Source organism: Bacillus sp. 05T21 (assembly GCF_056396785.1).
In genome coordinates this window covers 36,506-61,393 of the sequence record NZ_JBFTMD010000006.1, presented here as the reverse complement: position 1 = coordinate 61,393, position 24,888 = coordinate 36,506, and the positions used below count along the sequence as shown (strand labels likewise).

At 35.1% G+C, this 24,888-nt stretch carries 23 protein-coding genes and 1 pseudogene; 17 read left to right on the top strand and 7 right to left on the bottom strand.

The features are described from left to right. Positions 1 to 60 precede the first annotated feature (60 nt). Complete coding sequence (locus AC1DKZ_RS13995; protein WP_476996472.1) at positions 61 to 1,107, top strand: agmatine deiminase family protein; 1,047 nt, start codon at positions 61 to 63, stop codon at positions 1,105 to 1,107. 51 nt (positions 1,108 to 1,158) lie between these two features. On the opposite strand, the gene pepF is transcribed toward AC1DKZ_RS13995, so the two are convergent. Then, entirely contained in the window at positions 1,159 to 2,946 is a 1,788-nt protein-coding gene (gene pepF / locus AC1DKZ_RS13990; RefSeq protein WP_476996471.1) for an oligoendopeptidase F, read from the bottom strand. A 118-nt stretch (positions 2,947 to 3,064) separates the two neighbouring features. After that, positions 3,065 to 3,856: an arylamine N-acetyltransferase family protein gene (locus AC1DKZ_RS13985; protein WP_476996470.1), complete on the bottom strand. Its 792-nt coding sequence runs from the start codon at positions 3,854 to 3,856 to the stop codon at positions 3,065 to 3,067. A gap of 214 nt (positions 3,857 to 4,070) precedes the next feature. Here AC1DKZ_RS13985 and amyS point away from each other — a divergent pair, with 214 nt between their 5' ends. The 5 genes from amyS to AC1DKZ_RS13960 all read left to right on the top strand — a co-directional run bounded on the left by amyS (position 4,071) and on the right by AC1DKZ_RS13960 (position 10,211). Continuing rightward, on the top strand, positions 4,071 to 5,612 hold the full coding sequence (amyS, locus tag AC1DKZ_RS13980; protein WP_476996469.1) for an alpha-amylase: 1,542 nt from the start codon (positions 4,071 to 4,073) through the stop codon (positions 5,610 to 5,612). Between the two features lie 532 nt (positions 5,613 to 6,144). Beyond that, positions 6,145 to 8,046: an endonuclease MutS2 gene (locus AC1DKZ_RS13975; RefSeq protein WP_476996468.1), complete on the top strand. Its 1,902-nt coding sequence runs from the start codon at positions 6,145 to 6,147 to the stop codon at positions 8,044 to 8,046. 6 nt (positions 8,047 to 8,052) lie between these two features. Further along, complete coding sequence (locus AC1DKZ_RS13970; RefSeq protein WP_002137597.1) at positions 8,053 to 8,577, top strand: GNAT family N-acetyltransferase; 525 nt, start codon at positions 8,053 to 8,055, stop codon at positions 8,575 to 8,577. Between the two features lie 160 nt (positions 8,578 to 8,737). Further along, complete coding sequence (locus tag AC1DKZ_RS13965; RefSeq protein WP_476996467.1) at positions 8,738 to 9,448, top strand: histidine phosphatase family protein; 711 nt, start codon at positions 8,738 to 8,740, stop codon at positions 9,446 to 9,448. A 310-nt stretch (positions 9,449 to 9,758) separates the two neighbouring features. Continuing rightward, complete coding sequence (locus AC1DKZ_RS13960) at positions 9,759 to 10,211, top strand: hypothetical protein (RefSeq protein WP_476996466.1); 453 nt, start codon at positions 9,759 to 9,761, stop codon at positions 10,209 to 10,211. A 76-nt stretch (positions 10,212 to 10,287) separates the two neighbouring features. On the opposite strand, the gene AC1DKZ_RS13955 is transcribed toward AC1DKZ_RS13960, so the two are convergent. After that, positions 10,288 to 11,253, bottom strand: coding sequence for a quinone oxidoreductase family protein (locus AC1DKZ_RS13955; protein ID WP_476996465.1), 966 nt, complete (start codon positions 11,251 to 11,253; stop codon positions 10,288 to 10,290). A 123-nt stretch (positions 11,254 to 11,376) separates the two neighbouring features. On the opposite strand from AC1DKZ_RS13955, the gene AC1DKZ_RS13950 reads away from it, so the two are divergent. Beyond that, positions 11,377 to 12,264: a LysR family transcriptional regulator gene (locus AC1DKZ_RS13950; protein WP_476996464.1), complete on the top strand. Its 888-nt coding sequence runs from the start codon at positions 11,377 to 11,379 to the stop codon at positions 12,262 to 12,264. 287 nt (positions 12,265 to 12,551) lie between these two features. Here AC1DKZ_RS13950 and AC1DKZ_RS13945 read toward each other — a convergent pair whose 3' ends face one another. Next, the gene (locus AC1DKZ_RS13945) at positions 12,552 to 13,040 is read right to left on the bottom strand and encodes a DinB family protein (protein ID WP_476996463.1); all 489 of its coding nucleotides are present in this window, start codon (positions 13,038 to 13,040) and stop codon (positions 12,552 to 12,554) included. A gap of 217 nt (positions 13,041 to 13,257) precedes the next feature. Between AC1DKZ_RS13945 and AC1DKZ_RS13940 the strand changes: the two genes are divergently transcribed. Both AC1DKZ_RS13940 and AC1DKZ_RS13935 read left to right on the top strand, forming a co-directional pair. Then, entirely contained in the window at positions 13,258 to 13,713 is a 456-nt protein-coding gene (locus AC1DKZ_RS13940) for a DinB family protein (protein ID WP_476996462.1), read from the top strand. 280 nt (positions 13,714 to 13,993) lie between these two features. Then, positions 13,994 to 15,030: pseudogene (locus AC1DKZ_RS13935) on the top strand (DUF4003 domain-containing protein). 190 nt (positions 15,031 to 15,220) lie between these two features. Here AC1DKZ_RS13935 and AC1DKZ_RS13930 read toward each other — a convergent pair. Next, complete coding sequence (locus tag AC1DKZ_RS13930) at positions 15,221 to 15,985, bottom strand: DUF817 domain-containing protein (protein WP_219303234.1); 765 nt, start codon at positions 15,983 to 15,985, stop codon at positions 15,221 to 15,223. Positions 15,986 to 16,261: 276 nt separating this feature from the next. Between AC1DKZ_RS13930 and AC1DKZ_RS13925 the strand changes: the two genes are divergently transcribed. From AC1DKZ_RS13925 to AC1DKZ_RS13900, 6 genes are all read left to right on the top strand, one after another. Next, complete coding sequence (locus AC1DKZ_RS13925) at positions 16,262 to 17,296, top strand: FecCD family ABC transporter permease (protein ID WP_476996461.1); 1,035 nt, start codon at positions 16,262 to 16,264, stop codon at positions 17,294 to 17,296. Then, positions 17,297 to 18,313: a FecCD family ABC transporter permease gene (locus tag AC1DKZ_RS13920; protein WP_476996460.1), complete on the top strand. Its 1,017-nt coding sequence runs from the start codon at positions 17,297 to 17,299 to the stop codon at positions 18,311 to 18,313. It abuts the gene before it with no gap. A 21-nt stretch (positions 18,314 to 18,334) separates the two neighbouring features. After that, positions 18,335 to 19,243: an iron-hydroxamate ABC transporter substrate-binding protein gene (locus AC1DKZ_RS13915; RefSeq protein ID WP_219303231.1), complete on the top strand. Its 909-nt coding sequence runs from the start codon at positions 18,335 to 18,337 to the stop codon at positions 19,241 to 19,243. A gap of 225 nt (positions 19,244 to 19,468) precedes the next feature. Further along, positions 19,469 to 20,017 carry a GNAT family N-acetyltransferase gene (locus AC1DKZ_RS13910; RefSeq protein WP_476996459.1) on the top strand — a complete coding sequence of 183 codons (549 nt, stop codon included), beginning with the start codon at positions 19,469 to 19,471 and terminating at the stop codon, positions 20,015 to 20,017. Positions 20,018 to 20,096: 79 nt separating this feature from the next. Further along, on the top strand, positions 20,097 to 20,456 hold the full coding sequence (locus AC1DKZ_RS13905; protein ID WP_002033457.1) for a nuclear transport factor 2 family protein: 360 nt from the start codon (positions 20,097 to 20,099) through the stop codon (positions 20,454 to 20,456). Between the two features lie 386 nt (positions 20,457 to 20,842). Then, positions 20,843 to 21,070 (top strand): coiled-coil domain-containing protein, encoded by a 228-nt coding sequence (locus AC1DKZ_RS13900; protein WP_002033458.1) that lies wholly within the window; start codon positions 20,843 to 20,845, stop codon positions 21,068 to 21,070. A gap of 71 nt (positions 21,071 to 21,141) precedes the next feature. On the opposite strand, the gene AC1DKZ_RS13895 is transcribed toward AC1DKZ_RS13900, so the two are convergent. Beyond that, complete coding sequence (locus tag AC1DKZ_RS13895) at positions 21,142 to 22,467, bottom strand: ArsB/NhaD family transporter (protein WP_476996458.1); 1,326 nt, start codon at positions 22,465 to 22,467, stop codon at positions 21,142 to 21,144. A 251-nt stretch (positions 22,468 to 22,718) separates the two neighbouring features. On the opposite strand from AC1DKZ_RS13895, the gene AC1DKZ_RS13890 reads away from it, so the two are divergent. Further along, positions 22,719 to 23,069, top strand: a complete 351-nt coding sequence (locus AC1DKZ_RS13890; protein WP_000407045.1) for a YojF family protein — start codon at positions 22,719 to 22,721, stop codon at positions 23,067 to 23,069. Positions 23,070 to 23,084: 15 nt separating this feature from the next. After that, positions 23,085 to 23,747 carry a bacillithiol biosynthesis deacetylase BshB2 gene (bshB2, locus tag AC1DKZ_RS13885; RefSeq protein ID WP_219303228.1) on the top strand — a complete coding sequence of 221 codons (663 nt, stop codon included), beginning with the start codon at positions 23,085 to 23,087 and terminating at the stop codon, positions 23,745 to 23,747. Between the two features lie 113 nt (positions 23,748 to 23,860). Here the strand turns inward: bshB2 and AC1DKZ_RS13880 are convergent, their stop codons facing one another. Further along, positions 23,861 to 24,604: an SDR family NAD(P)-dependent oxidoreductase gene (locus AC1DKZ_RS13880; protein ID WP_476996457.1), complete on the bottom strand. Its 744-nt coding sequence runs from the start codon at positions 24,602 to 24,604 to the stop codon at positions 23,861 to 23,863. Between the last annotated feature and the right edge of the window lie 284 nt (positions 24,605 to 24,888).

Below are 24,888 nucleotides of genomic sequence, written 5' to 3'. Positions count from 1 at the left end.
GACCTTAACACGATGTCAAAGTTTAGACTGAACTTACATTCGAAGAAGGGGTGAACATGTATGAGAAATATGGAAAATAGTTTGTTTTATATGCCAGCTGAGTGGGAAAAGCATGAGGGGACATGGCTCCAATGGCCTCATGATAAAGCTCATAGAGGTGAAGGTTACAAAGCTAAGCTAGATGATATTTGGGTAACGATGGCAAAGGAGCTTCATTACGGTGAAAATGTGCATATTGTTGTATATGATGAGGAAGAAAAAGTACATGTCCAATCGAAGTTAATGGAAGCGAAAGTTGATATGGATAAAATTGATTTCTTAGTTCAAGAGACGGATGACGTGTGGATAAGAGATAATGGACCGATCTTTGTAAAAGATACGGAAGGCAATCTCTGCTTAACGCACTGGATTTTTAATGGTTGGGGAGATAAATATCCGTATGAAAATGATGCTGTTATTCCGGAAAAAATAAGTGAAATGTATAGCATTCCAAAAGTTAAATCTAGTGTTTGTATAGAAGGTGGAGGAATAGAGATAAATGGAAATGGCACCTTAATGGCGGCAAAAACTTCTATTATAAATGAAAATCGAAATCCTACACTAAGTCAGGAAGAGATTGAAATAGAGTTAACGAAGTATTTGGGAGTAACGAATTTTATATGGATAACTGGTATTCGCGGAGAGGATAATTATGATGAAGATACAGATTACCATATTGATGGGGCAGCGCGTTTTGTAAATGAAAATACAATTCTTTATGAATATGATCCTTTTGGGGAGAGTGAATCCTACCTTTTGGAGGCACAGGAAAAGCATTATCAAGAATTGCGACAAGCGAGAAATATAGATGGAAATCCATTTCAGCTCATCCCAGTACCTGTAACAAGAAAAGTGGTAAAAGAGTCAGACTGTAAGGGCTCGTATTTGAACTTTTATATTGGAAATGAAGTTGTATTAGTTCCTATATATGGTGATGAACATGACAAGTTAGGGCTTCAAATCATTGAAGGGCAGTTTCCAGGAAGAAGAATTGTCGGTGTTTATGTAAATGAACTGTATGCGTATGGTGGTATGATTCATTGTGTGACGCAGCAACATTTAGTATAAAGTAACCGAAATGAAAAAAGCATGCAGATTCTATAATCTGCATGCTTTTTTCTATAATGCTGAAAACTCTTCAACAAGTTGGGTGAATCGATTTAATGCACTTTCAATCGGTTCTGGCGTAGTTAAATCAACGCCAGCTTTTTTCAGTAGATTTAATGGATAGTCTGAACTACCGCCTTTAAGGAATTCAATATAGTTTTTCTGAGCATTTGGATCGCCGCTTAATAATTTATCGGCGATTTGAATGGCAGAAGCGAAGCCCGTTGCGTATTTGTATACGTAAAATGGACGGTAGAAATGAGGGATTCTAGACCAGCCATATTTTACTTCTTCGTCAAATACAAGTGAATCACCGTTATATTCTCTAAATAACTTTTCATAAATTTCGCTAAAGACTTGGGCGTTTAGTGGTTTACCTTGTTCGGCCATTTCATGTGTGATTTTTTCAAATTCTGCAAACATGATTTGTGTAAAGAAAGTACCTTTAAAGCTATCGATAAAGTAGTTAATTAAATGATTACGTACGTTCGTTTCTTTTGCTTCTTTTAATAAATAATGAATTAATAACACTTCATTTACTGTAGAAGCGACTTCTGCAACAAAGATAGTATAGTGTGCAGAAATTCTTGGTTGGTATCCGTGTGAGTAATGCGTATGCATACCGTGCCCGCATTCATGAGTAAGGGTGAAAAGGCTATTTAAATCATCATGATGATTTAAAAGAATGAAAGGATGAACACCGTATACACCAAAGTTATAAGCGCCAGAACGTTTTCCTGGTGTTTCTCTCACGTCTATATAGCGTTTATCTTTAAAGTTTTTTAATGTTTCGATATATTCTTTACCTAAAGGAGCTAGTGACGCGATCATTATATCAAACGCTTCGTCGTATGGAATGTCTTGTTTTACACCTTTTACTAAATCAACACTCAAGTCGTATTGTCGTAGTTCATCTACATTTAATTTTTCTTTTCTAAGTTCATTATACGTATGCAATGATTGAATGTTTTTTTTCGTTGTCTCAATTAAATTTTCATATACTTCTTTCGGAACCATGTCGCCAAATAATGATTTTTCTAAAGCTGATGGATATTTTCGTAGCTTTGAGACAGTAACATTGTTTTTAATAGCTGCGGACAAAGTAGAAGCGATAGAATTCTTTAATTGAACGTATGGTTTGTAATAAGCTTTATAGGCTTCTTCACGATTCTCACGATTCTCATCTTCTATTAACTTTGCATACATTCCACGTGTTAAGTTTACTTTTTCTCCATCATCAGTAGTCACTTCACCAAAAATTATATCTGCATTATTTAACATGCCAAATGTATGCTGCGGGGAGGAGAGTGCTTCACCCATTTGTGATAAAATCTCTTCTTGGTCTTTATTCAAAACGTGTTTTTTATAACGGTATAACTCAAATAAGTCTTCTTTATAATAGTGTAAGCCTTCTGTTTCTTCTATGTAAGAATGTAATGTGTTTTCATCTACACTAAGTAAGAATGGGGAAAAGAAAGATTTAGCCGCACTTACTTTCACGTGTAATTGTGATACTTTATCGACAAGGGATTGAGCGTCAGTATCGCGTGTGTCAAGATCGGATTGTAATCGTGCATAAGCGAACATTAAAGATATTATGCTAGATATTTCTTCACTCTTTGTTAAATAAGCTAATAAACTATTGCCATCGTGAATATTTCCATTAAACTTGTGTAATTCATTCGTTAATACTTCAATTTTATGAAAATCGCTTTCCCAATCTTCAATTGTATGGTAAATATCCGTTAAATCCCATTTTTCTTTATCAGCTACTTGTAGTCGATCTTTAAGTTCTGTCATAATCATTTCCTTTCTAAATATGTAGTTATATTCCTATATAACTATGAAATACAACAAATTGCAAAAAATCCCTGCTGGAAAATGAAAAGCCTTGCCGAGAATGGCGAGGCTTTAAAAGTTATAATGTAATGCCGAACGTTGAATGAAGGAGGTTTGTATATTGCTCTTTTGTAATTGTTTCTTTTGTTTTATTTCTATTTTTCGTTACTGTAAGGCTATCTTTTGTTAATGATGCGTGCCCGTCATGAGTAAGTTTTACAACAAGAGGTACTTTGTTAAATGGTGAACCTTCATGTTCAACAATAATTTTTTGTGCTGCATTTGCTTTCGTTTCATCCACTTCTTCCAAGTAAAATGCATAACCTACTGTCCAATCATCAGTAGAAGATTGATCTAGAAACTCATTGCTTTTACGCATTTCTAAAATATAATTACCTTTTTCAGTCGTTTCTTTACGAATACGATAGTCGTCTGTTACAGAATGAACGATCTCACCTGAGAAAGGAACAGGGGAAAGGGGTAAATATGATCCGAAACCTACTTCAATTAAGTAAAGTTCATTATGATGTTGTAAAACAGTTGCGATATGCCCTGAATCTACAGCCCATATAGAATTTGTAGCGTTATAAACTGTTCCTGAAACGAGATGGACATCGAATTTAGAGTCTTTAAGGAAGTAATACATAGTAGGATTGAGTTCATAACAAAGGCCGCCACGGTTGTTTATTAAAATTTTTTCTTTTAGATTTTCTTTTGATATTTCTTTAAAGTTGTTTTCGAGAATATTTAAGTTTTCAAAAGGGACAGATTGTGACATTGCGTACATAATGTTAGGTAAATCTTCAAATGAAACTGTTTCTTTTTCTTCTATATTTAATCGTGCGAAAAATTGTTTTTGAAAGTTTGTCATGAAAATCCCTCCGTTATGATTTTATAGGTAAATTGTAAACAATCTTGAATAAGATGTGAAATTTAAACTATGTGGGGGTACTTGTGGAATATGTGAAGTTACGTGAAAAATAATGTGAGAGATTAAAAGATTACTACTTTACTAACTGTAGAACGAATATTATAATAATTTTAATAAATTATGCAAACGTTTTCTTGAAGGGGATGGTGTAAATATGTTGAAAAGGATTATGGTAGTCTGTTTATTGTTTACTTTACTTTTTCCTAATATATATGAGGGGAATAAGGCAGAAGCAGCAACAGTGAACAATGGAACATTAATGCAGTATTTTGAGTGGTACGCTCCGAATGATGGGAATCATTGGAATCGTTTGCGTTCCGATGCTGAAAGTTTAGCTCATAAAGGAATCACATCTGTATGGATACCACCTGCATATAAAGGGACTTCGCAAAATGATGTAGGGTATGGGGCCTATGATTTATATGATTTAGGGGAGTTTAATCAAAAAGGAACGGTGCGGACGAAATATGGGACGAAAGCACAGTTGAAATCTGCAATTGACGCTTTACATAAGCAAAACATCGACGTATACGGTGATGTAGTTATGAATCATAAAGGTGGGGCTGATTATACTGAAACTGTAACAGCTGTTGAGGTAGACCGTAACAATCGAAATATTGAAGTATCAGGTGATTATCAAATTAGTGCATGGACGGGGTTTAATTTTCCAGGGCGCGGAGATGCTTATTCTAATTTCAAATGGAAATGGTATCATTTTGACGGAACGGATTGGGATGAAGGAAGGAAATTAAATCGAATTTATAAATTTAGGGGTGTAGGTAAAGCGTGGGACTCGGAAGTGTCTAGCGAGAATGGGAATTATGATTATTTGATGTATGCAGATCTTGATTTTGATCATCCTGATGTTGCGAATGAGATGAAAAATTGGGGAACATGGTATGCGAATGAATTAAATTTAGATGGCTTTCGTTTGGACGCTGTTAAACATATTGATCATGAATATTTACGCGATTGGGTAAATCATGCCAGACAGCAAACGGGGAAAGAAATGTTTACAGTAGCTGAATATTGGCAAAATGATGTTCAGGCTTTAAACAATTATTTAGCGAAAGTCAATTATAATCAATCTGTGTTTGATGCACCGCTTCATTACAATTTTCATTATGCTTCAAAAGGAAATGGGAATTATGATATGAGAAATATTTTAAATGGAACAGTAATGAAAAATCACCCTGCACTCGCAGTTACTCTCGTTGAGAATCATGATTCACAGCCTGGACAGTCATTGGAATCTGTAGTAAGCCCGTGGTTTAAACCGTTGGCATATGCATTTATTTTAACTCGTGCAGAGGGCTATCCTTCAGTTTTCTATGGTGATTACTATGGAACAAACGGAAATAGTAGTTATGAAATTCCAGCGTTAAAAGATAAAATTGATCCGATTTTGACGGCACGAAAAAACTTTGCATATGGTACGCAGCGTGATTATTTAGACCATCCAGATGTGATTGGCTGGACAAGAGAAGGTGATGGTGTACATGCTAATTCTGGTTTAGCGACATTACTCTCAGACGGACCAGGAGGATCAAAGTGGATGGATGTTGGAAAGAATAACGCTGGGGAAGTATGGTACGATATTACGGGTAATCAAACAAATACTGTAACAATTAATAAAGATGGATGGGGGCAGTTCCATGTAAATGGAGGCTCGGTTTCCATATATGTTCAGCAGTAAATTGGTGATGAAAAGAAGAGGTAGACTGAAATATAAGTTCTCCTCTTCTTTTTTACATTCTGCATAGTTATTAAAGTATGACACCTTTACTTCTTATAAAACATATAGTATGATGATTTCAATAAATTAGATTTCAATGAACATAAAATATAAATTAATGAGAGGTGCTTTTTGTGAGTGCGGTAGGTACTAAATAGGAAAAATTTAATGAAATAAATCGGATAAGACCAGGGGATTTTTATGTACATCATACCCCTAATTTTGTCATGGATTTATTTCGAAACCTATGAAGATACCTACAATACTTTATAAAGCGTGTAATAAGGGGATTGCCATCTGTTTTTTTATGGCTTATTTCCTCATATATTATTACACTTGCCTTGTAAATGTAAAAGCTGCGGTATTCCCGCAGCTTTTTTGTATATGTTTTTAATGTGTAAAAATGGTAATTGGATAATATAGAATTCATTGGAATCTAATGAGTAGGTATCTTCATTGATGATAGAAATCAATCATAGTGAGGAGAAACAAAATGAATACGATGACTTTTGAAAAGTTACAATATAACGAATTAATGGAAATAGTGAAATCATATTGTGTAAGTGGATTAGGTAAGGAATTATTAAATAAATTAGAGCCGAGTACGAGTATAAAAGTAGTGAGAAATCGCTTAAATGAAACGACAGAAGCACGAGCTATAGTAGATGCAGAAGGACATGTGCCTTTCTTCGGTATTTCAAATATTGCTAGTACAATTCAAAAATTAGAAAAAGGGATGATTTTAGACCCAGCAGAGTTAGTGAGCGTTTCAGACTTTTTACGTGGGTGCCGAAAGATTAAAAAGTTTATGCTAGATAAAGAATTTTTTGCGCCAGTATTAGCTTCTTATGCAAATTCAATGACTGAATTTAAAAGTATTGAAGAGGAAATTAACTTTTCAATTAAAGGAAATAGCATTGATGCAGCGGCTAGTAAAGAGTTAAAACGAATTCGAAATAACATTGATTCTGTAGACGGAAAAATAAAAGAGCGCTTAACGAAGTTTTTAAATAGTAGTGCAAATAAGAAGTATATTCAAGAGTTCTTTATTAGTAAGAAGGATGATAGGTATACAATTCCAATTAAATCTTCTTATAAAAATCAAGTTGCGGGAAGTATAGTTGAAGCGTCCGCTAAAGGCTCTACTGTATTTATAGAACCACATACGGTTACAAAGTTAAATGCGGAACTCGCAAGTTGGAAAGCAGAAGAAGCGATGGAGGAGTATCAAATTTTAGCGACATTATCAGGAATGGTATTAGAAAACATTTATCATATAAAAATTAATATGGAACTAATTAGCCAATATGATATGGTATTTGCGAAAGCGAAGTTTAGTAAATCAATCGATGGAATAGAGCCGAAGTTAAATGATCATGGCTACATTCATTTAGTAAATTGTAAGCATCCGCTTTTAAGTGGGAAAGTAGTACCGTTAAACTTTGAAATCGGTCAAGAATACCGTAGTTTAATTATTACAGGACCGAATGCAGGCGGAAAAACAATTGTGCTAAAAACAATAGGATTGTTAACATTAGCGACGATGTCAGGTTTGCACATCGCTGGAGATAAAGAAACGGAAATTGCTATTTTTGACAACGTATTTGTAGATATTGGTGATAATCAAAGTATTGAAAATGCACTAAGTACATTCTCATCGCATATGAAAAATCTATCCGAGATTATGAGGATGTCAAATAATAATACATTACTACTATTTGACGAAATAGGAAGCGGTACAGAACCGAATGAAGGTGCGGCGCTTGCGATATCTATTTTAGAAGAATTTTACCTTGCGGGATGTATTACAATTGCGAGTACGCATTACGGTGAAATTAAGCGTTTTTCAGAAATGCATGGTGATTTTATGAACGCAGCAATGCAATTTAATAGTGAAACACTAGAGCCACTTTATAAATTAGTGATCGGTAAATCAGGTGAAAGTAATGCACTTTGGATTGCGAATAAAATGAATGTGAGAGACCATGTACTGCAAAGAGCGAAAGAGTATATGGCAAATAAAGAATACGCTCTAGAAAAAGTGAATGAAAGTAAAATTAGAAAACCAAAATTCGTGCAAGAAAAAAGAGAAAATGACTATGAATATAAAATCGGTGACCGTGTGAATTTATTGGATCATGATGATTTTGGTATCATCTATAAGGAAAGAGATAATTTCTATAATGTCGTTGTATATTATAACGGTGAATTCGTTGAAGTGAATGTAAAACGTATTACTTTAGAGGTAGCGGCGAAAGAATTATACCCAGAAGGATATGATTTAAATACACTATTTGTCGATTATAAAGAAAGAAAAATGCAGCACGATATGGAGCGCGGATCGAAAAAAGCGCTTCGTAAAATTGAAAAAGAAATAAGAAAGAATAGAGGATAATATAGAATGGTAACGATTAGACAAGAACAACAAAATGATTGTAGTAAAACTGAAGAAGTTGTAAAACAAGCATTTTCAAATGAAGAATTTAGTGATAAAAAGGAACATGAACTTGTAAAACGTATTAGAGAATGTGACGCGTTTATTCCTGAATTATCAATCGTTGCAGTAGATGAGGAAATAGTCGGGCATATTATGTTATCAAAAATTAAGATAGAACAAGACGGAACTTCTGTAGAATCATTAGCACTCGCACCAGTTTCAGTTGCTAGGGGCCATCAGAAAAAAGGAATTGGCGGAAAACTTATCGTAGCTGCTTTAGAAAAAGCGAAAGAACTAGGATATGAATCTGTTGTGGTATTAGGACATCCAGAGTACTATCCGAAATTTGGATTTAAAAAAGCAAGTGATTGGAATATAAAAGCACCATTTGAAGTGCCAGATGAAGTGTTTATGGTGATGGAGTTAAGAGAGAATGCTCTTCAAGGTGTAGAAGGAGTTGTACAATATTCGAGTGCTTTTGCTGAGTAGGAGAATCGATTAAGAAATGTAATCATAAAAGATGCTATCTTTTTGTAGGGATATACAGAAAGATAGCTTTTTTTATTAAGCAGATCTACTTACGTATATTTTGCTCAATGAATAATTGAGATGGTAAAATTGATATAGAAATGTAAAGGGAGAGAATAGAATGAAGAAGCGAGAAACAGATAGCAATGAGAATGTAGTTACGTTATATGTTACAAGGCACGGTAAAACAATATTAAATGCGAATCATCGCGCGCAAGGTTGGGCAGACTCTCCGTTAGTAGAAAAAGGTGTGGAAGTTGCCTCTAATTTGGGAACGGGATTAAAAGATATTCATTTTATGAATGCGTATAGTAGTGATAGCGGCCGAGCGATTGAAACTGCTAATTTAGTATTAAAATATAGTGAGCAATCAAAATTGAAACTTGAGAAAAGAAAAGATTTACGAGAATTAAATTTTGGTATTTTTGAAGGTGAAAAACTTGAAAATATGTGGGATGTGGTTGGAAAAGCTGCGGGCGTTGCATCTCCAGAAGAACTCATGAAGTTTTCTATTCAAGAAGTGATTAATCTTATTAGAGCAGCAGACCCTACGAAACAGGCGGAAGATTGGGAATTATTTTCTACTCGCATAAAAACAGAGATTGATAAAATTAGTGAAGAAGCTGCTAAAAATGGAGGTGGCAACGTTTTAGTTGTCGTTCATGGGCTTTTGATTACTGCCTTAATAGAAATGTTAGACAGTGCCAAAACAAAACTTGGAGTGGAAAATGCAAGTGTGACGAAGATTGTATATCAAGATGGGAAGTACACAGTCGAATCAGTTGGGGATATGAGTTATGTTGAAAAAGGAAAAGAAAGTGTGGAAATATAATTAAATCTCAAATAGAAATAAGAAAAAGAAGCTAGAAAGATCTTAACGAGATCTCTTTAGGGTGAGTTTTACTCAAAATAACAAATAAGATCGTATGCCTTTTCGCATAAGCGGAAGGGTCTTTTTTTATTGATTTAAATCATATTTCGTTGACTTTGTACCAAAAACAGTACCACTTTCAACATAAAGTCAGAGTGCACAATGATTTATGTTACAGTTGATTAGAATAGGTGTATAAAATCTTGTTTGAGCAGTAATGTAAAGAGACTCGCAACTGTTTCAGATAGATTTTCAAAATGGGGGGGGAATAATGGATTTTCAAGATTTGATGGAATTTAAAGGATATATATATTTAAACAAATTGATTGAACCTGAAGGGAATTCACTGAGGGTACTTATTGATAGGTGCAAAGTTAACAAAACTAAGGGACTCATGAAAATTACAGGTGAGGTGGAAATAGAAGCATCATCCATTGATGTTGATGACAATCTGCCAATTGTGCAATTGGATTTTGAAACGTATGTTGCTTACTCCATTACTAATGAATCGTTTACTGTAATGGATGATTACGAAATTTCAGAAGGTAGAATTTTTAGGATTTACTCAAAATCAAGATATTTGGATTTCATTAAAACAGGAACAATTGCTGAATTTATATTTCCTGAAGAGCAGTTCGTTCACTATCAAATTCCTTGTTTGAACCATATAATCGACATTATTTCATATGATGAGCCGAAAATTACTGGAATAAAAAGAAACTAATAAAATTCCATAATAAAAGAGCATCGGAATCGATGCTCTTTTATATGCTTATCTTTTCTTTTTTTAAGTGGAACGATTACGGGATTAATAAAATCTTCCCAGTACTTTTACGGCTCTCTAATAATTCATGTGCAAGAGCACCATCTTGTAAAGCGAATGTAGTTGGACTCGCGATATTTAATTCTCCTGCAGTGATCCAATCAACTAATTGAGTAGAGCGTTGCTTGCGTTCTTCATACGTAGTAAGAACGTTCCAAAGGTCTCCGCCAGTTAAAGTTTTTGAAGTATCCATAAGCATACGTGGATCTACAGGCGCGGGATTCCCGCCAGCCATTCCATAGAATACAACGGTACCACCAACTTTAGTAGCTTTAAAACTTTCTTCTAAAGTAGAACCTACTGATTCATACACAACATTTACTCCGGCACCATTAGTTAATTCAAGTACTTTCGTATGCCATGCTTCAGTATATAAAAATACGTGATCAGCACCAGCTAACGTAGCTACTTGTGCTTTTTCTTTTGATGATGTAAGACCGATTACTGTTCCGCCCAGTAGTTTAATCATTTGAACGAGAAGTTGACCAACGCCACCAGCTGCAGCGTGTACTAAAGCTATATCGCCTTGTTTTATTTGATAGCTATCTTTCGTTAAATAATGTGCTGTTAATCCTTGTAATAAGACAGAAGCGGCTGTTTCAAAAGAAATAGAGTCTGGAAGTGTAATTGCTTTTTCAGATGGAACGGCAACTAATTCTGCATTTGAGAATGGAACGTCAGCAAATGCAATGTGGTCTCCGGGATTGATAGTAGTAACGTTAGCTCCTACTTTTTCAACAATACCAGCGCCTTCATAACCTAATATATAAGGCGGGTTACCAGCGAGGTGATAATCGCCGCGGCGTCTATAAATATCAGCGAAATTTAAACCGATTGCTTGCATGCGAACAAGAATTTCATTTGGATTTATGATTGGATCAGGTATTTCTTTATATTGTAGTACATCAGCGTCTCCGAATGTTTCGAAACAAAGTGCTTTCATATGGAATACCTCCATTTATATTGTTTGTCGATGTTCTTTATCATACAATACAAATATCAATAGACAAAGAGGATTATTTCGATGAAATCAATCGGAAATATCGATTGAAAAGAGGGATGATAAATGGAGATAAAACAATTAATTACATTTAAAGTGGCTGCAGAAAGCTTAAATTTTACACAAACTGCGAAGAAATTGAATTTTGCTCAGTCGAGCGTGACAGCGCAAATTAAAACGTTAGAGGCTGAGCTCGGTACGCCGTTATTTGAGAGATTAGGAAAACGTCTTTTCTTAACTGAAGCAGGAAAGAAGTTTCAACTATATGCCGATAAGATGATTGCGCTTAGTAACGAAGCAAAAATGGCTGTGAAAGATGATGAGGAAATAGCAGGCACGTTAATAATTGGTGCGCAAGAAAGTCAATGTACATATAGGCTTCCATCTATATTAAAGAAATTTAAAGCACAATTTCCGCAAATAAAACTTATATTTAAACCAGCACATTCCAATAAAGATGCGAAGGAACAATTGATGGAGGGGAAAGTAGACCTTGTATTTATTTTAGACGAATGTAAAACAGAAGATGTTTTACATGTGGAGCCACTTATGAAAGAAGAATTAAAAGTAGTAGCTGCTCCGGGGCATCGTTTACTTGAACAACCTTCCGTTTCTACAAAAGATTTAGAAAGTGAAACACTTTTACTAACAGAACTAGGCTGCTCGTATCGGACTTTATTTGAAGAGTTATTTCGTACAGAAGATGTATACCCAGCAAATAAGATTGAATTTGTTAGTGTAGAAGCAATTAAACAATGTGTCATTGCCGATTTAGGTATAGCAGTTTTGCCAGCAATAGTAGTAGAAAAAGATATACGAGAAGGAACGATAAAAGAGTTACATTTAGAAAATACAATTAGTCCGATTTATACACAAATCGCTTGGCATAAAGATAAATGGATGACATCGCCACTGCAGCAATTTATTGAGGTGACGAGGGAGTCTTTTAATTAACGGGTGTTATAAGTGAGGAAGTAATATAATAAACGATTAACTTATTTACGGAAAGAAAGAGCATGTTTTGAAAAAGGTTAATCAAAACGTGCTCTTTCTTTTTGTGTTTATCCCGCTATTTGTGGGCAGTAAGACTCCCACCTTAAAATTTGGCTGGAGCAAAGAAGTTAGGTGGGAGATCAACTGCCCGTAAACGCCCGATTGGTGAAGGCTAATAATCAGTGGAGGACGAACAAAGCCCCCACTGATTAAAGTTTCACTTTATTAAGTTCAGTTGCAGTAATTAACTAACTAAGGTCTGTGTCAGGAGGAGTGTATCCGAGGTGACGAGCCATTGATACAATTTGACCTTTATGATGAAATTCATGTGTTTCCACATGAGTTAAAAGCCATAGCGGAGTTGTGCTCCAAGGTTCTTTTTGCCATTTCACTTCATTTGCTATATTTTCGAGCCAACGGTCATTGTATTCATCTAAAAAACGCATTACAACCTCATCGACTAACTTAAATCTAGCACGAACTTTCTCGACATCTGCATGCTCAATTTCATAATCACTAGCGAATGAAAAATCTGCTCGTTTTTGCTTGAATGCGAATGATCCAAGCCAGTATCGGTAGCAATCAGCTACATGAATATGGGTTTTTAAAATGCTGCCACTTCCGAAATTAGGAACTATGCTGTGCAATTTTTCTCGTGGAATTTCTTCCAAAAATGTAAATAGATGTTCCCTTGTAGCACTAATAAGATTATATTGTTGTTTTAAAACATCTACCATGTAATTACACTCCTCTTTTGTTTACTAAAATATTTGCGCTGTAAGTAATTCTATATTTACGGGGGTTGTACCTTTTTAAAAAAACATATTTCCGAAGTGCGTTAAGCATATTAGATGTTTTTCTTAATTGTTTCTGATAGATTAAACAAGGTGAAACTTTAATAAGTTTAACATCCTTAGTTCATAATAAATTGTACATAAAAAAGGGGACGATAAAATGAATAGAATAATTGGTTTAAAACAATTTGAAATAACGCGTGGGGCATTACTTAAATTTATGGAAACGTTAGATGACAAAACTGCGGATACGCAGCCGGAGGGCTTTAACAATACAATTCGCTGGCATATCGGTCACGTGTTAACGGCGGCAGAAGTTTTCATGTTTGGAAAAGAATTCAAACAATTACCAACTGAATATCCAGGTATGTTTGGGTATGGATCAAAACCGTCTAAATGGAAAACAGAAGGGCCATCATTAGAAGTGTTAACGGTTCAATTAAAAGAACAAGCGAAGCGCATTCAAGAAATTCCAGCAGAAGTATTTGAAAATAAACTTCCAGAGCCATTTTTAGGGTTGGAAACAGTTGGAGAGCTTTACGGTATGATGCTTTATCATGAAGCAGACCATATTGGGCAAATGAAGGCGATGGAACGTATTATTAAGGCTCTTTAGTTTTTGGTAATGTTAAATAATATATAGACAAAAAAGGGGTAGATAATTTATTATCTATCCTTTTTTGTTGTTGAACTTCTTGAAGGATTAAGGATTATGAACGCTAATCATCGTGATGCTGATGAAGAAGGAAAGAAAACCAACCAATTAGGATAAAGAAACATCCTAAGTTTTATGGTAGTTATTATTTTTTCTGTATTACTTAATAGAAAAATATTGAAAATAATACAGAAGAAAGTATAAGGTTGCAAAATCTGTATGAAATAGGGTATTCCTAAATATGGAATATACGTATAATAAAAGAGAGGAACTAGAAAATGGGGGAATACTATGATTACATTGGAACAAAAGTTGGAGCAATACACACATATATATGCACAGTTAAAGGGAGAACTAAAATGGAAAACGAGTGATTCTCGAACAGGTATGATGATTGCCGCTATGTATGCAGGTAGTGATAAACTGTTTGATCTCGGACGTTTTTTAGAAATTAGTAGTTATATTAAGAATCAGGTAGGGATGTTTTCATACTTAAAGTCTTATCATCGCTTTGTGGTGGCCGCAACATTAGATATTCACTTTACAGATTACAAGGAAGCTTTTCGGAGGTTTTTAGATTTATATGAACAATTGGTCGCTGGTGGCTTTAGCCGGAGTATATTTACTTATCTCGCAGCAGCTGTGCTTTTAACAGAAGAAAATGAACAGCATGGCACGCACATTCAGCGTTCGATGCAAGTATATAAACGGATGAAAGAGGATCATCTTTTTCTTACAGGTACAAATGATTATCCACTCGCGGTTTTACTAGCAGGACAATCAGAGAATGTAGAAACACTTATGGACCGGGTAGAACGTCTTTATCAGAAACTAGCGAAAGCTGGTTTGCGTAAAGGGAATGATCTTCAGTTTTTAAGTCATATCCTCTCACTAAAGAAGGATGTCCGTGAAGAAATGTTAGTTGCAACATGTACAAACATATGGAATTTGTTAAAACAAGAAAAGGTAAAAGTGAAACAGATGCATTATCCAGCTATCGGGCTACTAGCGGTACTTGAGGATGGAGAAAAAGAGATTCATTCTATTAAAGCGTTGATTGAAAAATTGCAAGGGGAGAAATTTTTCCGTTGGCATACAGATACGAATATTCTTATTGCTATTCAACTGTTCGTAAGTCAGAAAGGTGAGGAAAGTAAAGCTACCAACGCAGGTTTACAAACAATGATAGAAGTCCTCATACAAGCACAACAAGCAGCTATGATAGCAACGATTGCCGCTTCATCTGCAGCAACCTCTTCTGCTAGTACTAGTTCATAATGTGTAACTGCTTATGCGCTTGTAAATTATGATGAACCTATAACCTCTTTGATGAGAACGGTTTAAAAAATATTAATAAAAAAGGCCCATCACTCTCTAATGAGTGATGGGCTAACTGTTTTTACAGAGTGGATTTTTTTATTGGGTAAGGAAGATAAGTTGTTATTTTAATGTTTTTACATAATTAGCATTATCTTTTCGACTGCTTAAAATGTTTGAGTTGTGTAACAATCATAATGCTAATAACAACGAGTAAAAACCATGAGCTAATTTTGCTTAGGTGAACGAGATTCCACGTTTCCTGTTGATTTGGATATTGCCATGCTCCGAAAAATGTTGCAATGTTCTCTGCAATCCAAATAAAGAAACCGATAAGGAAAAAGGAGAGAACGAGTGGCATTTTATATGTAATGCCTTGTAATGAAAATTCCACAAATGTGCGAAAGAATACAATGAATAAAAGTAAGGTTAATACCCATCTAAAGTCATATAGAAAATGATGTGTGAAAAAATTGAAGTAAATCATAGCTCCTAACGGTATTGCAAAAATAGCCCTCGGCCAATTATACATTTGTAAATGCAATCTTCTCCACGCTTGGCATATGTAACTAGCAACACTCGCATACATAAAACCGCTGTAAAGCGGAACTCCGAAAATTTTTGAATATGCCTCTTCAGGATAACTCCATGAACCGAAATGTACTTTATATATTTCTAGTAGAAGGCCGATGAGGTGAAAGACAGTAATTACTTTTAGTTCGTCTTTTGTTTCAAGACCAGTCTTGTACATAATCCACTGCATAAGAAGACATACGATGAGTATGAAATCATATCGGTACAGCCCTGGAATCGAAATGATTTTTGAAAGAGCAAGTGTTAAAAAAATAACGACAGGGAACAAACAGGATAATGCTTGTTCATAAGTAAAATAGAGTAGTTGTTTTACATAAAACATGTTTTCACCTTCAGGGTTATTATTTGAAAAATCAAAATAATAACTTAGTATACTACAAATTTGAAAATAAAACAGTACGTCATTTTGCATGTATTTGGAAGTTTTAGAAGGGAATTGTAATAAGTATTTTGATAGTTTAACAAAGTAAAAAAATAGTTTGCTATTTAAAAAAAGTGGAGATATAATATCTGAATGAAAATGATAATTATTATCAATAATGATTATAAATAAAAAATAATTATAAAAAAGAACTGAATATAAAGGATGAAATGAAACATGTTACATAAGTTTACTGTACATGCTGGCAATAATCGCTGGATACATATTAAGTTCGTATGTTTCATGAGCTTAACAATTTTATGTTTAATCGGATCTATATTTTTAGCTATTGCATTCGGGGCAAAGGATATTCATTTGCAAACGGTGTGGGCAGCGGTTTTTGATTATAATCCGAAATTAACACAGCATCAAATTATTTATGAATTAAGGCTCCCAAGGGTAATTGGCGCAGCAGTTGTAGGAGCTGCTTTTGCAGTCGCCGGAGCTGTTATGCAAGGGGTAACACGAAATCCTTTAGCTGATGCAGGTGTACTCGGAATAAATGCAGGTGCGATGTTTGTAGTAGCACTTAGTTTTGCTTTTTTCCCGCATATGCCGTATTCCTATTTAATGATTGTCTCCTTTATTGGAGCAGTTTTAAGTACAGTACTCATTTTTATTATTGGATCAGCAACATCAGGCGGTTTAACGCCGATGAGGTTAACGATTGCAGGGGCAGTTATGGCCGCGCTTTTACATTCGTTAAGTTCAGGTGTCGCGATTTATTATGACTTAAGCCAAGATTTAGCATTTTGGTATGCTGGTGGTGTTGCGGGGGTTAAGTGGGAATACTTGAAATTTTTAGTGCCTATTATTCTCATAACAATTGTTTTTGCGACAGCGCTAGGGCGATCTATTTCACTCATATCGATGGGGGATGATGTCGCTACAAATTTAGGTGTAAAAACGAACCGAACGAGAATACTTGGGATGATTATGGTAGTGATTCTAGCAGGTGTTTCTGTTTCAGCTGTTGGTTCCATTGGATTTGTAGGACTAGTCATTCCGCACATTGCTAGAAAATTAGTAGGTGTTAATTATCGACTAATTATTCCTATGTCAGCATTATTAGGAGCTATGTTATTAGTTTTAGCTGATTTAGGGGCAAGAACAGTAAATCCTCCTAAAGAACTTGCGATAGGGATTATGGTAGCTCTTGTTGGAGTTCCGTTCTTCCTCTATATAGCACGTAAAGTTGGGAGTGAGCTATAAGTGAAGAATCTTTTTAACACGGATAAAAAGAGGGCTATTACTGTAACTACAATTTTCGGATGTATAAGTATCGCTGTAATTTTGATTAGCTTAAATACGGGAACGTTGAGCATCGCGCCGCTCAAAGTAATTCAAACGCTTTTTGGCTATGGTGATTTTGAGAGTGCAACCGTGCTATACGATTATCGTATGCCAAGAATTATAATCACAATGTTAGCAGGTATTGGCCTTGGAGTTTCCGGTGCGATTTTGCAAGGGCTATCTCGTAATGCACTAGCAGATCCCGGTATTCTTGGATTACATTCGGGTGCTTCTTTCGGGCTTATTGTATTTGTTACTTTCTTTCATTCTATTAACGAGAGTGCATCGATTTTAATACCGTTATTTACATTTGGCGGAGGAGTGCTAGCTGCATTTCTTATTGTTTTGCTTGCGAGTGATCGGTCAAAAGGTTTACTTCCCATTAGACTTATTCTTGTTGGTATTGCAGTTTCAGCTGGTTTTAGTGCACTTTCGTTATTTTTCTCGCTCAAGTTAAATGATGAGACGTATACATTCGCTTCTAGGTGGTTAGTTGGTAACGTGTGGGGAAGAGATTGGATTCATGTCCTAGCATTATTACCTTGGATTTTGATACTAACTCCGTACGCATGGCTGAAATCCAAAACGTTAAATGCACTGTCACTAGGTGATAGTGTAGCAGCAGGACTTGGTGTATCTGTTCAAAAAGAACGGTTACTGCTTTTAGCTACAGCGGTAGGATTGTCTTGTGCAAGTGTATCAATGGCAGGGGGAATTGGCTTTATCGGCTTAGTTTCTCCGCATATCGCAAGAAAGTTAGTAGGTAGTACATATCAACATTTTCTTCCGTTAGCTGGCATAATTGGAATGATTATTTTAGTACTCGCGGATACGATAGGACGATCTTTATTTGAGCCAAACTCTATTCCAGCTGGCGTAGTAGTAGCGGCTTTAGGTGCGCCATATTTTCTTTATTTACTTACAAAAACAAAATAAATACTTCAAAGAGGAGAACATATGAAAAAGAAACTTACTATTTTATTTAGCATTATGTTTATTTTAGTATTATCAGCATGTGGTCAAACGAAATCTAGTGAAGAGGCAACTAAAAAAACTGAAAAAAGTAATGATCCAAAAATTGCTTCTATGTCTATTCATTTAACGAATAACTTACTTGCATTAGGAATTACACCGGTAGGTTCTGTAATTGGTGGAGATTTAAAAGATTTCTTACCTCACGTGAAAGAACAGTTGAAAGATACGAAGAAACTTGGCGTTGTAACAGATCCGAATATGGAAGCATTACTACAATTAAAGCCATCTGAAATTTATGTGGATGAAAAATATGCTGGCAAAGATTTAGCGAAATACGAAAAAATTGCAAAAACACATTCTTTTAATTTAGATGAAGGTACGTGGAGAGATCATTTAAAAGAAGTTGGTAAGCTTGTAAACCGTGAGAAAGAAGCAGATAAATATATTCAAGATTATGAAGAGCAATCAAAACGAGTAAAAAGTTTAATAGATAAAGAGCTAGGTAATAATGAGAAAGTAATGGCAATTCGCGTTACTGCAAAAGAATTACGTGTATTTAGTACGAAAAGACCGATGGGACCAATTTTATTCCAAGACTTAGGATTACAACCTGCAAATGGTGTAGAGAAAATTGATGGAGACCGTCCTTTCGAAGTCATTTCACAAGAAGTATTACCTGACTTTGATGCGGATGCTATTTTCGTTGTTGTAAACAGAGACGATAAAGCGAAAGCAGCATTTAAACAACTTCAAGAAACACCAATTTGGAAAGACTTAAAAGCTGTTAAAGGCAAGCACGTATACATTATCAATGACCAACCATGGCTTGACTATTCTGCTTTAGGCAACAAAATGGCAATGGATGAAGCGGAGAAAATGTTTACGAAATAATACAGTTTTACTATTAGGAAAGGCCCTCTAAATTTGGAGGGCCTTTTTATTGTTGTTATTGTTAGAATAAATGAAAAATTATACAATGAAGTTAATTCAATGCAAGGGAGATGTGCCAATGTCAGCGCTTATTGTGAGTATCCCGTTAATACAACAGTTCAAAGGACAAGGGGATAATAGGCCAGAATAATTGTCCCCGCTATTTTAAAAAAAGGGGAGTTTTAGATGACAATGAATCTTTTTCAAAATAAAACTATTAAATTATCAGCTATTAGAGAAACAGATGCTAAAGTAATGGCTATGTGGCAAGAGGATAGTGAGTATTTGAGAAATGTAGATACAGACTTAGCATTCCCGCAATCTTTACATGAAATAGAAAATGATGTATTAAAGGGACGGAGATCGAATAGTGTTTCTTTCATGGTAAGGACAGTTCAAGATGATCGCTTAATTGGTTTTGTTGCAATTCACGGCATAGAGTGGAATAACAGAACAGGTCTATTAGCAATTGGTATAGGAGAGGCAAATGATAGAGGGAAGGGATATGGGAAAGAAGCGATACATATTATTCTAAAGTATGCGTTCTATGAAATGAATTTACACCGCGTCGGTCTCGATGTTATTTCTTATAATAAAGCAGCCATTGCGTTGTATAAAAAGATGGGTTTTCAGATGGAAGGGTGTATGAGAGAAGCAGTTCAGCGAGACGGAAAGTGTTTTGATCGTATGATTATGGGGATATTGCGGGATGAATGGATAGAGCTGCAGAACTAGCAAAAACATACAGAATAATTGTGTAGTGTAGAGTGAAAAGTTGTAATATTTGGGTAATGATGAGCGGAGGAGTGTACTAATGGAAGGTTTATCTTCATTAAGAGAGTGTTTATATCAGCTAGAGGAACGATTACTTAAACCAGGGGTTCGCACATCTCAAAAGGAGCTTAAAAAGATACTTGCCGCTGATTTTTTTGAGTTTGGGAGTTCTGGTAAAGTTTTATATAAAAATGAGGATATCGATAAAAGTGGAATTGGTGTGGTAAAAATGACTTTGAGTGATTTCGAAGTACATCCATTATCCAAAGATGTAGCATTAACTACTTATCGAATATTCAATGAAATAAATAATCAACACTCGTTACGTAGTTCGATATGGAAATTTAGAGAAGGAAGATGGCAAATGTATTTTCATCAAGGTACACCTGCTAAATTTTAGTGAAGCTTTTTGTATGAAAAAGAAACTATAAAGAATAGAATTGTTGAATATATTAGTCCTTTATATATATAAAGAACTAATGAAAGTTGTCTTTTTAAAATATCTAAATTTGTTCTTAAAAGGGTCTTGTTAATAAAGGTACATTCCATATTATATATGTAGTATGCAGGAGATATAACGATAATTGGCGAAATTTTACAGTGAACTGATTGAATTTATCCCGCATTAACGGGCAGTAAAATTCCCACCTCAAAATTCAGGTGGAGCGAAGAAGTTAGGTGTGAGATCAACTGCCCGTAAACGCCCGATTGGTTCAACTAATAATCAGTGGGGGATGAACAAAATCCCCACTGATTAAAGTTTCACTTTATAAGGAGTTATGCGAGATGAACTTAGAAAAAAGTAAGCCAGTAAACGAAGAGGTCGCTGAATTAAAAGAACTAATTAAAGAACTACACGGAAGTGTACATCAACTTCAAAGTGAAGTGCAGCAACTAAGGCACGAAAGACCAGTTGTTGAAGTGAGAAAAGGTGTTCAACTATCACCAACAATCATCGGACAAATTGGTGGTATGATTTTAGGTGGATTAGCAATTATAGGTATATTTTGGTGATGAAAAAAGGTTTGTAGCATAGTGCTGCAAACCTTTTTTATTTGACGACATAATTTCATGCAATACAACTTCTACATTAAATAACGTAAATAAATGTAAGCATGTGATAACAATAGCGCAATGATCGTTAAGGGGAAACCGATTTTTAAGAAGTCCATATAAGAGAACCCATGTCCTTCACGTTTTGCAATACCAGCAACGACTACGTTTGCTGATGCTCCAATTAATGTTCCGTTGCCTCCTAGGCAAGCTCCAAGTGATAACGCCCACCATAGTACTTCAATTTGCGGAGAATCGACAGATAGTCCGAGTCCTGTAGCTAAATCTTGAATAAGTGGAATCATCGTTGCGACAAATGGGATGTTATCAATTGTCGCAGATGCGATGCCAGATACCCATAAGATAAGTATAGCAGCGAAACCGATATCGCCATTTGTTACGTCGAGTACTTCTTTTGCGAGTGAAGAAATAAGTCCGATATCAATTAATCCGCCAACGAGAACGAATAGTCCAGCGAAGAAGAAAATTGTTACCCATTCAACGTGGGCAAATACATCTTCAATATCATGTTCTTTCACACCGATTAACATAAGAAGTGTAGCACCTGTCATCGCAATAACGGCAGCGTCTACATGAATAATAGAATGAAGTACAAAGCCTAAAATAGTTAGTCCTAAAATCGTAATGGATTTTAAAAGGAGGCTCTGATCTTTAATATAATCTTTTTCATTTAATGCCATTAGCTTTTCGATTTGCTCAGGCGTTGTTTTTAGTTTGTTGCGATACATGAAGTAAATAATGCCAAGTGTAACGATAGAAATAATGATTACAATTGGAGCTAAGTTTAGTAAAAAGGCATTAAAGTCTAAATGCTTATTAGCTGATCCAATCATAATGTTCGGCGGGTCACCAATTAATGTTGCTGTTCCACCTATATTTGAAAATAGTACTTCTGAAATCAAATAAGGAACAGGATTTACTTTTAAAATACGTGTAATGGATAGTGTAACAGGTACGATTAATAATACGGTTGTTACGTTGTCCAAAAATGCAGAACCGACAGCGGTTAATAGGGATAGTAATAATAAAATGCGGATTGGTTTTCCGCCAGCTGTTTTTGCTGCTTTAATGGCTACAAATTCAAATACGCCTGATTGACTCGTAATATGTACGAGAATCATCATCCCAATTAAAAGGGTGATTGTTTCCCATTGAATATGTGATGTGAAAGCAGTATGTAAATCTACAATTCCAAAAATAATCATAATAGCAGCACCGAATAGTGCGATTACAGCACGATTCAATTTCTCAGAAATAATAAAACCGTACGTGACTAAAAATACGGCAATTGCAAAATAATATTGCCAATTTGCTACTTCATGTGCTGAATATTCCAAACATGTCACCTTCTTTAAAGTATGTATTCAATTGTAAAAATGCATCCCTCTGCGTAATTTATATTGTAGCAAATTCAAAAAAGAAAGAAAACCATTTAACAAAGTGAAGGAAAAAACATCAATTCTACATATGATATAAAAAAATAAAAAAACACAGTGCAAATTATTAGGAAAAGTGAGCGTTGTCCTCTAATATAGAGATAGCAATTTACATTATTTTTGCGTAAAATGGTTTAAAGAGGTGAATTCCGATGGAAATAGTAAAAGATAGTTCTCTTATTCAAAATGAAATCGAACGTTTTGTAAATAAAGATGTATATATTCATTTAGAAACGACAAACGGAGCGTATGCATCACACATAAATGAAAAGATGATGACAGTTGGAGCATTCATTCGAAATGCAATTATCCGTTTTGAGCGCGGGAAAATAACTGGAACAAACCCATACCGAGTTGGTCTAAAAATGGATCATGGCTGGGTATATGCTGAAGGTATTACGCATTGGGAAGTAGATGATCAAGAGCGTTTATTATTAGCTGGACATGATAATCTAGGCCGCCTAGCAGTTGCGCTTGAATTAAGCTTAACACCATTTAAGTAAGAAGGAGGGAAACTTATGGAGAGACATGTACTTGTTGTATTTCCACATCCAGATGATGAAGCATATGCTGCGGGAGGAACAATTCGCTTATTAACAGATCAAGGAGTACCTGTAACGTATGCATGTGGTACTCTTGGACAAATGGGACGTAATATGGGGAAAAACGTATTCGCTAACCGTGAAACGATTCCAAATATTCGCGAGAAAGAATTGAAAGAGGCTTGTGAAGCGATGGGCATTCAAGATTTAAGAATGCTTGGTTTCCATGATAAAACGTTAGAGTTTGAAGATGTTGATTTCGTTGCAGACAAAATTGAAGCAATCATTCAAGAAGTAAATCCATCTCGAATTATTACATTTTATCCTGAGCATGGCGTACATCCAGACCATAATGCATTTGGCCGTGCTGTCGTTCGCGCTGTATCACGTATGCCAAAAGAAGGGCGTCCAGTCATTCATGCAGTTGCAATTACGAAAAATCGTGAAGCAGTACTCGGTGAGCCGGATGTTGTAAATAATATTAGTGAAGTATTTGAACATAAGTTAACCGCACTAGGTGCGCATCGTTCACAAACAGAAGCGATGCTGGAAGACACGCATGCAAAAATAAAAAATAAAGATGCAGCAACATTAAAATGGCTGCAACTTGAACAGTTTTGGACTTATAAATGGGAGTAGGCTAGAAGGGTATCTTCTAGTAGCTCTTACATATAAAAAGCGCCGTCACTTGTGATGGCGCTTTTTCTGTTAAAGACTATATATTTCTTAGAGCCGTACTTCAAATTTTAAAATTAGCGTGCAGTATAGCCTCCATCAACAAGAAGTGTTGTACCATTAACAAAGCTAGCATCATCACTTGCTAAAAATAAGACAGCTTTGGCTACTTCTTTTGGTGTTCCAAGTCTGCCTTGGGGATGAAGTGAAGCTAAATATCCTTTCTGTTGAGGATTAACACTACCAAGTAAAGGGGTGTCAATATAGCCAGGGCAGACCGCATTAATACGTATTCCATATTTAGCGTAGGCAGTACATAAATTTTGAGTTAATAGTTTCACACCACCTTTTGCAGAGGAGTATGCTGTTGGGGTAGGTAATGAAACAAAACTATGAATCGAACCAGCGTTAACGATGACACCGCCTGTACCTTGTTTAAGAAATTGTTCAATCGAATATTTATCAGAAAGGAATACCCCAGACAAGTTAATATCAATGGTTCTTTTCCATTTTTCATAGGACAGTTCGTTTGCCGGTGCATCATCAGCAACGCCGGCATTGGCATACATAATATCTAATTTACCGTATTTACTTACTGTCTCATGGATTAGCTGTTTAATATCTGCTTCTTTTGTTACATCAGTTTTAATAAATAATGTATTATATCCATGTGCATTCAATTCATCTGATAGGCCTTTTCCACGTTCAGAAAAGTCAGCAATAACTACTTTTGCACCTTCTTCAATAAAAAGGCGAACAGTGGATTCACCAATTCCACTTGCACCACCAGTTATGATTGCTACTTTGTCTTTTAATTTCATATAAACCTCTCCATTCATCAATGAATTTAAGTCGAATTTTTTAATCTGGTTATATCACTATTAACCTTAAATAATAAGTAGATAGAAGAAAAAATTAGAGTTTACTTAATTGTGAGAGTACTAATTTTTTTCTTTATTTACTTTCTTTCTTTTTTGCACTTAATCCTTTTAGAAATGATATTTAGTAATAGTGTATAAGAAGCGTATATTTTGAATCATTTAATCAATATATATATATATATATTGATTAAATGATTTTAGTTTGTTAAAAATGGGGAAATCGA